General features: G+C 54.3%; 10 protein-coding genes. 6 read left to right on the forward strand and 4 right to left on the reverse strand.

Annotation, left to right across the window (positions count from 1 at the left end; translation table 11 throughout):
- Positions 1-82 precede the first annotated feature (82 nt).
- The 3 genes from B1C80_RS15020 to B1C80_RS15030 all read right to left on the reverse strand — a co-directional run bounded on the left by B1C80_RS15020 (position 83) and on the right by B1C80_RS15030 (position 4,551).
- A complete protein-coding gene (locus B1C80_RS15020) occupies positions 83-1,021 on the reverse strand; it encodes a polysaccharide deacetylase family protein (RefSeq protein ID WP_077922002.1) in 939 nt (312 codons plus the stop codon).
- 25 nt (positions 1,022-1,046) lie between these two features.
- Complete coding sequence (locus B1C80_RS15025; RefSeq protein WP_077922003.1) at positions 1,047-3,215, reverse strand: polysaccharide lyase family 8 super-sandwich domain-containing protein; 2,169 nt, start codon at positions 3,213-3,215, stop codon at positions 1,047-1,049.
- Positions 3,216-3,984: 769 nt separating this feature from the next.
- On the reverse strand, positions 3,985-4,551 hold the full coding sequence (locus tag B1C80_RS15030; RefSeq protein ID WP_077922004.1) for a GIY-YIG nuclease family protein: 567 nt from the start codon (positions 4,549-4,551) through the stop codon (positions 3,985-3,987).
- A gap of 68 nt (positions 4,552-4,619) precedes the next feature.
- Between B1C80_RS15030 and B1C80_RS15035 the strand changes: the two genes are divergently transcribed.
- Positions 4,620-4,865, forward strand: coding sequence for a helix-turn-helix domain-containing protein (locus B1C80_RS15035; RefSeq protein ID WP_077922005.1), 246 nt, complete (start codon positions 4,620-4,622; stop codon positions 4,863-4,865).
- Positions 4,866-5,088: 223 nt separating this feature from the next.
- On the opposite strand, the gene B1C80_RS15040 is transcribed toward B1C80_RS15035, so the two are convergent.
- Entirely contained in the window at positions 5,089-6,630 is a 1,542-nt protein-coding gene (locus tag B1C80_RS15040) for an aldehyde dehydrogenase family protein (RefSeq protein WP_077922006.1), read from the reverse strand.
- A 139-nt stretch (positions 6,631-6,769) separates the two neighbouring features.
- Here B1C80_RS15040 and B1C80_RS15045 point away from each other — a divergent pair, with 139 nt between their 5' ends.
- The 5 genes from B1C80_RS15045 (at position 6,770) to B1C80_RS15065 (ending at position 12,893) form a co-directional block, all read left to right on the forward strand.
- The gene (locus B1C80_RS15045; RefSeq protein ID WP_077922007.1) at positions 6,770-7,768 is read left to right on the forward strand and encodes a fasciclin domain-containing protein; all 999 of its coding nucleotides are present in this window, start codon (positions 6,770-6,772) and stop codon (positions 7,766-7,768) included.
- A gap of 198 nt (positions 7,769-7,966) precedes the next feature.
- Positions 7,967-8,521 (forward strand): RNA polymerase sigma factor, encoded by a 555-nt coding sequence (locus tag B1C80_RS15050; protein ID WP_077922008.1) that lies wholly within the window; start codon positions 7,967-7,969, stop codon positions 8,519-8,521.
- Positions 8,518-9,339 (forward strand): anti-sigma factor domain-containing protein, encoded by an 822-nt coding sequence (locus tag B1C80_RS15055; RefSeq protein ID WP_077922009.1) that lies wholly within the window; start codon positions 8,518-8,520, stop codon positions 9,337-9,339. The genes B1C80_RS15050 and B1C80_RS15055 overlap by 4 nt, the downstream gene beginning before the upstream one ends.
- Positions 9,340-9,493: 154 nt before the next feature.
- Complete coding sequence (gene msrB / locus B1C80_RS15060; RefSeq protein ID WP_077922010.1) at positions 9,494-10,015, forward strand: peptide-methionine (R)-S-oxide reductase MsrB; 522 nt, start codon at positions 9,494-9,496, stop codon at positions 10,013-10,015.
- A gap of 292 nt (positions 10,016-10,307) precedes the next feature.
- Positions 10,308-12,893 carry a penicillin-binding protein 1A gene (locus B1C80_RS15065; RefSeq protein ID WP_077922011.1) on the forward strand — a complete coding sequence of 862 codons (2,586 nt, stop codon included), beginning with the start codon at positions 10,308-10,310 and terminating at the stop codon, positions 12,891-12,893.
- The last annotated feature ends 13 nt before the right edge of the window (positions 12,894-12,906 follow it).

Genomic DNA, 12,906 nt, shown 5'->3' on the forward strand with positions numbered 1-12,906 from the left:
AGTTTTACACGAAAGAAACCGGCTTGTCGTCACTACTGTGTCATCCGTATGCCAGACCTGACCCACGCGCGCTCCACCAGCCTCATCGCTGGTCAACCAGCGCACTGATGTAGGCAGGCACTTCGGGCTCACCGGCGAAGAAAGCCCCCTTCTTTCCCTGCGTCAGTGCCCAGCGGTGTATCCAGGAAATACCCGCATTTCCCACGTAGCGGTCGGTTGACCGGTAGGCTTCGTCCGCCAGGACTCTATCGAGCGACACAAACCGGTACCCATCCGTCTGGAGTTGGGCCAGAAGTTTGCCCAGGTAGAACGAGTTGATGGTATTGGCATGGGTCAGCAGCACATGCCGGATCGGGCGGCCAAACAGCGAGTCAGCCTGCGCTTCGTAGTAACGCACCGTTGCCACCATATAGGTCACGTATTCACTGCCGATACGGCTGGCCAGCGCAGTGTCGTTTCGGAGCAGCGCCTTATCATAAGCAGCCGAAAACAGGTAATCTGAATTATCGATCGATACCGGCGCTTCCTGATAGCCCCGCGCTGACAGAAACTGACGAAGCGAGTCCTGCTTACCCGCCGAGTTGCCCCGGTGTAGAAACGGATGGCGAAAATACCGAAACTGTTTGCCAGCCTGTTCGACCAGGGGCTTTACGAAGGCCTCTCCACCCAGCACATCCTGCTGGTAGGCAACCGCCGAAATGGCATTGTAGCCTTTGTGAGCCAGGGTATGGTTGCCCAGTTCCATACCGGCGTTCAGCCACTGGGTCAGGAGGTTCATCTGGCGCTGATCAACCTGCCCGTCTGTCAGCAGCTGCTGCCCAACCACAAATCCAATGGCGGGTACAGTATACTGCCGAAGCTGCGTCAGCAACCGACGCGTGAGCGAGTCCTTGCCGCCCGGGGTCCGATAGACGCTGGAGACGGTGGGCAGATCGTCGATGGTAATACAGATTTCTTTCTGGGCCCGGAGAGGACTGGCCAGGCTAACAGCCAGTAGCAGGAAAATAAACGACCGATGCATGTAGATAAATAAGTGACAAGGGGGTTCAGTCTACCTTGAGCTGAACACTTTTGCCCAGATAAACACCCTGCGGAAGATCAACGATGAACAAGGTACTGTTCTGCCCCTCGTTGACCAGCGTTGTAAAATGATCTCCTTTCGATTTGTAGACACCCGTCACCGACAGCAGGATACGGCTTAGCATTCTCGATGGGTCGGCCAGGGTCAGTTCACTCAGGCGGCCGTTCTTCATTTTCAGCATGGCCATACCCTGACTGTCCATCTGCACGCTGATGCCCTTCTCAACCTCTACGGTGCCGGCTTTGTAGAACGCCAGCTGACTGATGCCCAGCTGACCGTGTCGAACGGCCTGCAGGTCAGGGGTGTTGGCCAGAATCTCGATGGAGCGATTGGAACGGCTGGTTTCGCTCAACTGCTGCTCCGACACGTCCGGCACCACGATGTACTGATACGAAGCCCCACTGGGTTTGTTGCCGTGATTGAACCAGAGCGAAAACACATCTTCCCGAATCAGTTCGTTACTGATATTTTTCTGGTCGGTAATGTCTGACCAGCGGCCCGTTTCGGTCTGGTTAGACAGGCCAACCGTGGCGGGTTCCGGAAATATATAGCCGATCCGGTCGTGGTGTACCCATTTTACCTTGTCGAGGGTTCGGCTGCCTTTCGGTACGGTGGTCAGCTTACCGTCCTGCATCAGACGAACATCGCTCCGCATCATGACCTGGTTCAGGCTGGTTACTACCGGCAGGTTAGGTTTCGAGTTGATATCGGTGCCGAGGCAAACGTACTCCTCGTCGAAGAAGAACCACGATTTTTTGGCCTCCAGTCCGTCGTGAGGGCTCTTGAAATCAAACGCTACGGCCCCGTACATACCGTCCGTAACGGCACCTACAAAATCGGTCAGCCCGTCTTTCTGAATCTCGTCGGGGCCGGGCAGCTGGGCTTTCTGCATGATGGTGGTCCCCGAAATCTTCTGCCAGTTGTAAACGGGCCAGATGTTGTGGTACTCATCCCCTTTCAGCATGATGTAATTGGTGCCATCGGCGCGGTGGTGGGTCGTTTTGCCCGGTCCGTTATACGGCTCTTCCATATTCCGGTTGCGGGTCGAAAACATCCGGACGGTGGTGTAAAAACGGGGTCGCTGAAAAACGAAGTGTTCCGATTGCCAGAAAAATTTCGCGAAGGATGCGGTAGGTTTAGCTTCGCCCTTGCGGAGCCGGATAATCTCGTCCAGCTCGGCTTTTCGATAGTCGGTACTCACCAGCAGCCGTTCGATTTCGAGGGTACTTTTGGGCGTAAATGTGGCACCCCGCTCGGAAATGCTCCGGTTCTTGACGCTGATGTCGTCGTAAACACCGTATACCATCTGCTTGTAGATCCCGTCGAGGTAGTAATCTACGAGCTGGTTGATCTTCTCTTTGGCGAACGCATACTTAGTACCTGCCACGTAGAACGACCACTCCCCGTAGGCGTTGGCGTATTTCCCGTATCCGTACGACGAAGTGTTGTTGACCCGGTCGACCCGGTGATGGAAGCTGTAGTCATGCTGCATACCCCGCTCGCCGGTAGCAAACTTCAGCTCGCCCTCAATGATTTTGATGATAGTATCGAATTCCTGGTAGTTATTCTGAACCAGCAGGTTTTTGGCCAGAATGCCCGCAATGACGATCCGGTCACCACTGGGCCGGGCTCCCGACGCGTTCATGTTGGCCCGCCCAATCATGGGCTGCGCTTTGGCAACCAGCTCTTTCGGCAGCTCATCGGCCATGACCAGCATCAGGTTACCCAGATTGGTGGGGGTGGTAATCTGATTGTCGTGCCAGTTATCGCCAACGAAATCGTGTTTGACCCAGTACGCCAGCCCCTGAGCGATACGGTCTTTGAGTGTTTTGCTGCGGTAAAACTTCGACGATTTGTTTTTATACGCTTTGGCCATGTAGACCAGATCGCGCGTATGGCCCCCGTGCGGAAAGCTGGCCGTTCGGCTGAGGTCGGCATAGTTGATGTTCTGAAAGCTGCCGTCTTCGTTCATCCGGGCCAGGATGGCGTCTACCTGGCTGTCGACAACGGGCGTCGCCATCAGATCGGCTACAATACGCTCCCTGATTAGTTTCACCTCGCTCTGGGCCAGGCAAAACGAGGCCCATAGAGCCAGTACTGGAACAAGCAACAGACGTTGAGTTCTGGATTTCATAAAGAGTCAGCTAGAAGATTCGGGTTTGGTTGCTTCATAAAGCTGACTCATACCGGTTTCTATTGATAGACCAGCGACTTAACGAACACATCGACTACCGGCAGACTGACCAGTAGTCGATGTGTAGACCTGCTGTCATCAACTAAACAACCAACAACATACCTGTTCAAACAGGTTTTGAATTTACACTTCATGTAGTTAATCCTTCATCTACAGAACACGCAATAATTATTTAGCCGTTTCTGTTACTTTTCACACTAAAAACTTACAAACCTTTAGTGTGAAAAGTAACAGAAACATCCACTATAACTAATCGAATTTTATTGCTTAAAATTTTCCGAAGTATTTCGCCATCTATTTTGATTTTCAAATAAAGAAAGAAAGACAATTGTTATCCAACTAATCCTGGCAACAATAGCATCAAATTCCTGACACTATACATTACTTACTAAATCAACGCAATCCTCTACCGTTTTTAGCAATAGATCTGTAGAAATTAACTCGGCACTATGTAGCCTATTTAGCTCGTGTATTTTGATCTTTATAGCCTCAAATTTTACACTACTTTTTTGCCACTGAATGGGTACCTCAACAGGGCCTGCCCGGAAGCCGCTCAACACCCCCCGAACTCACGGGCCCAACTGCTTTCTGACGAGCCGGTTTAGCCCCATTCTGGTAAGGCACCGGCTACGGCCAATCTTACCCCCTGCCCTGTTGGGAGACGATCAGCCGCAGCAGAGCCGGGCCGCTGGTGGCGTACTGGTTTTCACTATCGTTTCGTATAAAGCTGAATCTGTTTGGTTCGGGCGCTGATCCCCACTGCCATATAGGTAGGCCTTGCCTGTAGGACATGCCGCCCCGATACGACCAGTCCTTTGAACCGCCGGACCCACGCATCTACGTCTTCGGGTTTGTAATATTTGGCGTTTCCGAACATCCCAGCCGGTTTTAACCCGAAAGCCTCCCGCAGCCGGTCGAAAGCGAGGGGCGTAATGTTGTGCTTCATGCAAATCAGTGGCTTGCTCAACAGGCCCGATGTCGATACGGCTTTAGGTGGTTTGGCCGGCTCGGCCTTGAGCCGACTTAGGGCTTCCTGATGAAGCCGATCCAGGTCATGTTCGTCGCAGGTAAAGAACCTGAATCGGGCAAAGTTGACCCCTGCAATCCGATGCTCCAGCAGCCGCGATCTCAGATTTAGCGTCTGACCAATGTAGACGACTTCGTTGTTGGCATCTATCAGGTAATAGACGCAGGGCTGCGGTTTGCGAAGCGTTTCGCCCGCCAGAATCTGCCCAAAATTGATGCTTTTCTCGGTTGTTTTTTCGCTGATTTTCATGTCTTAAATATACTACTAACAATACTTATATACAACAAAAAATACATATATTTTTTTACCTTTGTTTCATGGCAGGACGACGAGAAAAAAAGAACACCATTCAGGGAAAATGGCTCAAAGAAGCCCTGGCCGCGCAGGAGATGACGGTCTACCGATTAGCAAAAGAATTAGGATATAGCCGGGAGAAATTTTACCGGCATATCGGAAATAAAACCTATCTCAGCAGCGAATCACTGGCCGAGATAGCGACTAAATTTCCAACGATGAATATGCGTTATGTATTGACGGGAGAAGGAAAACCAATTATATCCTAATAGAATTAATTACCTTTCAATGCATCGCAATTATTTATTCCTTTTAAGATAGCTTATTCTTTTACATTCACATTTTTCAGCCCGAAAGTGTGTTAAAATTTCGTCACTTTATGGAAAATAAGGCTTTTATATAAATGACAAAAGCAAAAAAACGGGCTTCCCGAAGTATCGAACAACCTGGCCCAATAGCTTCAGAAAACCCGTTCTACTTATGTATTGCACTTTACAGCTCGAAGGTGATGCCTTGCGCCAGCGGCATAGTCGTGCCGTAGTTGATGGTGTTGGTCTGTCGGCGCATATACGCTTTCCACGCATCGGAACCCGACTCACGGCCTCCACCGGTTTCTTTTTCGCCCCCAAACGCTCCGCCGATCTCGGCTCCTGATGTGCCGATGTTCACGTTGGCAATCCCACAATCAGACCCCGCCATCGACAGGAACCGCTCGGCTTCGCGCATGTTGAGGGTAAAAATAGACGACGACAGCCCCTGGGGCACGCCATTCTGCTGCGCAATGGCGTCATCGAGGGTCGTATAGCTGAGCAGGTACAGGATAGGAGCAAAGGTTTCGCGCTGCACGACTGGCCATTCGTTTTCGGCTTCGGCAATACAGGGGCGCACGTAACAGCCCGACTCGAAACCCAGTCCATCCAGTACGCCGGGCTCGACAACGAAACGACCGCCCAACTCGCGGATCTCCCTGACCGTAGCCTGGTAAGCCGCCACGGCCTGCTTGTCGATTAGCGGCCCGACATGAAACGATTCATCCAACGGATTACCGATCCGTAGTTGCACATATGCGTTTTTGAGCCGGTTCTTCACGTCGTCATAAATACTTTCCTGCACAATCAGCCGGCGGGTTGTAGTGCAGCGCTGCCCGGCCGTACCAACCGCCCCAAACACGATGGCCGGAATAGCCATATCCAGATCGGCATGGTCGGAGACAATAATAGCGTTGTTGCCGCCCAGTTCGAGCAGGCTCTTCCCCAGCCGGCCCGCTACCGTTTCGGCCACGGCCTTCCCCATCCGGGTGCTGCCCGTAGCCGATACCAGCGCCACCCGCGGGTCGCGCGCCAGCCACTCGCCCGCATCCCGGCCACCCGTTACCAGACACGACACCCCCTCGGGTACATCGTTGTTACGCAGCACGTCACCAATGATCTGCTGGCAGGCCAGCGCCGTTAGCGGTGTTTTTTCGGACGGTTTCCAGACGCAGACATCACCACATACCCAGGCCAGCATGGCGTTCCAGGACCAGACCGCCACGGGGAAATTAAAGGCCGAAATGATACCGACAATGCCCAGTGGGTGCCATTGCTCCAGCATCCGATGGGCCGGACGCTCCGAATGCATCGACAGGCCGTACAGCTGCCGCGACTGGCCCACGGCAAAATCGCAGATATCAATGATTTCCTGTACTTCGCCCAGGCCTTCCTGGAGCGATTTGCCCATTTCGTAGCTGACCAGCGTTCCCAGATCGCGTTTGTAGCGCCGGAACTGATCGCCCATCTGCCGGACGATATCGCCCCGGCGCGGTGCCGGCACCTGACGCCACTCGGCAAAAGCAGACTGGGCGGTCTGAATAACCCGGTCGTAGTCGGCCCGGGTAGAGAGGTGAACGCGGGCAATCAGCTGACCATCGGCCGGCGAGTACGAGTCGATGGTTTTGCCAGTATGATCCCGCTCGGCTGTACCAGGCCAGAACGCCTGGCCGGTACTGGTGCCGGGTTTGACCGGCTGAGTGGGTAAGGGAAGAATAGACTGCATAAACGGTTGTCTGTGATGAGTTATTGATGGGGCAAAGCTATTGGCCTTTGCGGAAACAGCAGCCAGCACCGGGCAAACTTTTTGCACCCATTCCGGTTAAAACATCGACATAAGCATTACTCAACAATCCCGAAACGTTATGAAACCCATCCAAACCTTTGGCCTGTCGGCGCTTGTTCTCGCGCTGGCCGCTACCGCCGGACAGAGTCAGAATACGCCTACCGGTGCCGCTACGTCGACTACCTATCCGCAGGGTGCCGTGGTTCCGGACTCTACTCCTGCATCGGGCAACAGCCGGGCGCAGAAACGGGCCACCCGCCGGAACCGGACCAATCAGAACAGCCGCGACAACAGTTCCCAGCCCAATACCAACACGAGCCCGCAGGATGCGCAGTACCGCCAGAGTTCATCCAGCAGCGGCACGAGCATCAACAACAGCAACACGACGAACTACAATACCAACAATGCGGTCAATGCGCCCACGGGTGCAGGCAGCAACCCCAATACCACCAACCCCAGTTCAACATCGGGCACCCCGCCCGGCACCGATGGGTCTGATAACTCGGCTCGTCGCCAGTCGGCCGGGAGTTCCTCGTCGGCGGGGGTAGCGGCTATAGCCAACGCTCAGACCAGCAAAACCCCCGCTGTTAAAGCCGGCAGCACTGAACGAAACACCAGCATCGGTGATTTTGTAGCCTCGTCGCCCAACTATACGACCCTACAGAACGCGCTGCAGTCGGCCGAAATGGACGTGGCGCTGAAAGGCAATGGTCCTTATACCGTATTTGCTCCCTCCAATGAGGCTTTCAAACGGCTGCCGACAGCGGTGCAGGCTGGCTTGCTCGAGGGCCGCAACCGAGATGCCCTGAAGCAACTGCTGGCCTATCATGTGGTGCAGGAAAACATCGACGCGCAGGAGCTGAACCGGCGCATCAAAGCGGGTAACGGCAAAGCGATGCTGCAAACGATGGCCGGCGCCACCCTGACCGCGCAGGCCACCAACGGTGGGGTAACCCTGACCGACGAACAGGGGCATTCGGTGCGCCTGGGCCAGACGGACCAGTTCCAGGTAAACGGCGTCGTACACAGTATCGATTCGGTTCTAATGAACAAAATGAGTGCTTCGGCGTTCCAGTAATGCCTGTTTTACGGAACACAGCAGCGTGGTCAGTTTGCAGAAATGAGCAAACTGACCACTTCATTCGTTATATTGTCGTACTTTTCGCCTTTGTGTAGACAGTGCCAGCATGATCAAAGGTTACCTAAGCGATAAGAACGGGCCCGTCATCTGTTCGTTTGAATTTCCGCTATATTTGGCTCAATTAACTCTGTTTGCGTGAAACGCCAGTCTTCTTTAGTCTCCGAAAGTGTGCTGCTCGAAAAACTGATCCGGCGTGACCAGCAGGCTTTTCAGTGGCTTTACGATCAGTATTCGGCTGCTCTGTACGGTGTGGTGTTGCGTATTGTGCGTGACGATGAGCAGGCCCAAGATTTGTTGCAGGATATATTCGTTAAAATATGGAAAAACCTGGATGCGTATGATGCCACCAAGGGGCGTCTGTTTACCTGGATGCTCAACGTGTCCAGAAACACGGCCATTGATGCACTGCGCGCGCGCAAGACTCAACCATCCGGCGCAATCCGAACCGACGAAGAGAGCGTACATATAGTTGACCGCCAGCATCACACGGAGCAACCCAACCCTGACCACATTGGCGTACAGGAGGTTGTAAACCGGTTGCGGCCTGACCGGAAACAGTTGATCGATTTGGTTTATTTTGGCGGCTATACCCATGAGGAAGCCGCCGAAGAACTGAACCTGCCGCTGGGTACGGTGAAAACCAGGATACGGGCCGCGTTGCAGGAATTAAAGCAACTATTCAAGTCATGAATGTAACAGAATATATAGCGTCGGGTATTTTAGAATCGTACGTCCTGGGAGCGGTAAGCGATCAGGAACGGCGCGAGGTCGAATGCCTATCTTCTATTTATCCTGAAATCCGGCAGGAGCTTGACCACCTGTCGACGGCTCTTGAACAGTACGCCCAGGCATACAGTGTTGAACCACCAGCGTCCGTTAAAGAGAATCTACTGAAACAGCTCGATTTCGAGAAGCCCGTTGCCCCGGCCGTTGTTCGCCCTCTGCCCGTTGACCCCTGGAAGGACGGAAGCCCTACCTTCCGAACAACCTGGCTCGTAGCCGCATCAGTCGGCATTTTAGTGTTAGGCTTCGCTTTTTTTTTGGTCTCCCAGCTGCGTACGAACCAGCAGACAGTCGCTTCCTTACGAACAGCTAATGACTCCCTCAAGTCAGAAGTTCAGCAATTACACACCCAGCAATCGCGGGCAGAGCAGTCGCTGGCGCTGTTGAGCAAACCCGGCATGCGTACCATCGAACTGCGCGGCAACGACAAAGCACCCAGTGGCCGTATGCTGGTCTTCTGGAACGCCAAAACCCGCGAGGTAGCGGTTGAGGTACGATCACTGCCCCCGCTCCGCCCCGATCAGCAGTACCAGCTGTGGTCGCTGGCGGGTGGTCAGCCAATCGACGCGGGTGTCTTCGAAGCGGGCAGTAACAACCTCGCCATCCAGCGCCTGAACCGCACCATCGATCGGGCCGACGCCTTTGCGGTAACCGTCGAAAAACGCGGTGGCAGCCCCACCCCTACGCTCTCGACCCTCCTGGCGATGTCGCCGGTCGATGCCTGAACGTTCGTCAGATTTCCCTTGTTTTACAGGTAGGCAGCCGGGTTGGCTACGACTCCAGCGCGTACTTTTTTTGCGCACATAACCAGCCGGTTCGTTGCCAAACGGTGGCCGTTCTCAGCCCGTATATCTACTCCCAATTACTTACAGATAACCCATGAAATACCTGTTAATTCTGTTCATTCCGGTTCTCCTTTGGTCGGTCTATAGCGCAGCCAGCCCGTCGGTGGCTCCGGGTGGGGCCCCGGCCTCATTGCAGACTAATAAACCCACCCCTCAGCCCGGCGAGCGAAAAGTGGTGAAGACCAACGCCGAATGGAAAAAGATACTCACCCCCGATCAGTACGCCGTACTGCGCGAACATGGTACCGAACGAGCCTTCACCAGCCCACTGAACGACAACCACGAGCATGGCGTGTTCCGCTGTGCCGGCTGCCGCAATCCCCTGTTTGCGTCCGATACCAAGTTTGACTCCGGAACCGGCTGGCCCAGTTTTTACAAACCGATCAGCAAAAACGCCGTTACCGAAGAGGCCGACAAAAGCTACGGCATGGTCCGTACCGAAATCCAGTGTTCGGTATGTGGCGGTCACCTCGGCCACGTTTTCAACGACGGTCCCAAACCCACCGGTCTTCGTTATTGCATGAACGGTGTGGCAATGATTTTCGAGAAAAAATAGACGTCAGCACGTCTCTACAATCAGGTTACTAAGCCAGTCGGTATGCGTTGTCAGCCGACTGGCTTATTCATTAAAAAACGAGTCATAACCAGCCCGATTGCGTAAACGGACCTGTTTTGGTATATCAGATCGGGCAAAAATCCGTTATATTTGACGCCCACTGAATCAACGCCGGAGTGCGTTTTTAGCGATTCAGGGGCCGACCCCAAAGCCGACGAGTCCGGGCAGTAATGTCTTCCCAAAGCGAGCCTTTCCTGTTCCGGACCTAACCGAGCATTACTGAATAAAACGCATGAGTGAAGACAGGGAGCGATTCCGCGCTATCCGACACGCTTTTGGCGCATTCCGGCGACGAATTCGACACCGTCGGGCGCAGTTTGGCAGTGTGAGACGAGGAGTTAGTCAAACTATTTATAAGCAAACAACCCGCCTGGCGGGCGAAGAACGGGTTAATTCATGGACCCAGACCTACCGGGATTACCGCGAGCGGCTCCGCTCCTTTGTTCATCAGTACATTGATCCCGACGCCTGGTATTATCCGTACCTAAAAAACGGCATTCGCTGGACCCTGATCAGCGCCCTGATGCTGGGGGTTTACGTGTTCATCATCAACTACAATTTTCTGTACCTGACCGGCGAGATGCCGAGCGTGATCGAACTCGCCAACCCGAAGCTGAACCAGGCTTCCGAAATTTATTCGCAGGATGGCGTGATGATCGGTAAATTCTATGCCGAAAACCGAACCCCCATCAAGTACCAGAACATCCCGAAACCACTCATCAACGCCCTGATTGCTACTGAAGATGCCCGGTTCTACGATCATGGCGGCATTGATCCGCGAGCCATTGGCCGGGCTCTGATCAGCCTCGGGCGCGACGGGGGCGGCTCTACCATTACCCAGCAGCTAGCCAAAAACCTGTTCAAGACCCGGCGCAAATCGAATTCGGGGCTGCTGACCCGCATCCCGTTTCTGCGCAAGGTGGTGTATAAATCGAAGGAGTGGCTGATGGCACTCAAACTGGAGCAGAACTTCTCCAAAGAAGAAATCATCACCTACTATTTCAACACGGTCGACTTTGGCAGCAATGCGTTCGGCTTGAAAACAGCCGCCCGAACGTTTTTCAACAAAGCCCCCGACAGCCTCAACATCCAGGAAGGTGCGGTGCTGGTTGGCCTACAGAAAGCAACGACCAACTACAACCCGCTCCGGAACCCGAAACGCTCGAGAGAACGCCGGAACATCGTGCTGGGCCAGATGGCTAAGTACAAATTTCTGACCCGGCAACAGGCCGACTCGATCAGCGCACTCCCCCTCGTAACCGACTACACGCCCGAAAATCCTTACTCGGGCCCGGCCAGTTACCTGAAGAACGCCGTACTCGATTACGTAAAGAAGTGGGCCGAAGAAAACGATAACGGGTACGACCTGTATACGGACGGCCTGCGCATTGTTACGACCATCGACTCGCGCATGCAGACCTATGCTGAAGAAGCCACCAGCGAAAAGATGAAAGCGCTGCAACGGACCTTCGATAACCACTGGCGCGGCCGAAATCCCTGGACCGACGAAGATGGCAACGAACTACCGGGATTTATCGATTCGGTAGCCCGCCGTACCGAGCGCTACAAAGTGCTGGCCAAACGGTTTCCGCTCGACCCCGATTCGGTCACCTATTACATGAAGGTCAAGAAGTACAAGATGCGGGTGTTCAGCTGGAACAGCAAACGCGGGTACGACTCGACCGAAATGACGCCCTACGATTCTATCTCGTATTACAAGCGGTTTCTGCAATCGGGCATGGTAGCTATGGACCCGCATACGGGCTACATTCGGGCCTGGGTTGGTGGCCTGAACTACGATTATTTCAAGTACGACCACGTCAAGCAGGGCAAGCGGCAACCGGGATCTACCTTTAAACCGTTTGTCTACACGACCGCTATCGACGATACGCTGATTAACCTCGGCCCCTGCGACCGTATTCAGGATCGGCCATTCCGGAAGGCTTACCGCGAAAACGGCGAAGAAAAGGTCTGGGAACCCCGCAACTCGACGGGCTATTACACTTATTCGGAAATGACCCTGCGCCGGGCTATGGCCCGTTCGGTGAACTCCATCACCGCTAAACTTACCGACGACGTGGGGCCTGAGCGGGTCGTCGAGTACGCCCACCGGATGGGAATCAAGAGTAAGCTGGCGGCCGTTCCGTCCGTTGGGCTGGGATCGTCGGATGTGTCGCTGTACGAGCTGGTAGGTGCTTACTGTACGTTTATCAACGACGGAGAAGCCATCGAACCCATGATTGTGCAGCGCATCGAAGACCGCGACGGGGTCGTGATCGAAACGTTCCAGACCCAGCGTCGGCGGGCCATCAGTCCTGAAACGGCGTTCCTGATGCGGTATATGCTACAGGGTGGCCTCCAGGAACCCGGCGGCACCTCCCAGAACCTGTGGTCGTTTAACCTGTTCAAGAATCGGCACGAAATGGGCGGCAAAACCGGAACCACATCCAATAACTCCGACGGCTGGTTTGTTGGCGTATCGGATAAACTGGTCGTTGGCGCCTGGGTCGGTGGTGATGACCGAAGTATTCACTTCCGCTCAACCGATCTCGGCGAGGGGGCCAAAACAGCGCTGCCGCTGGTTGGCCGATTCCTGGAAAAGGTATATGCCGATAACAAGTTCCGGAACCTGCAGGGGCCATTTGCCAAACCAGCCGTTCCGATCACCAAAGATTATCAGAACTGCTACTCGTACGAAGACGAAAGCGCTGCCGAATCGGACTCGACCGATGTATCGGGTGAATCGGACTCGACCTTCGTTCCGACTACCCCCGCCCCTGACGCCACTACCCCCCCCGATACAAGCGGGACCCCCTAACTGACCATCTGGT

This window comes from Spirosoma sp. 209 (assembly GCF_002006735.1).
Classification (GTDB): Bacteria; Bacteroidota; Bacteroidia; order Cytophagales; family Spirosomataceae; genus Spirosoma; species Spirosoma sordidisoli.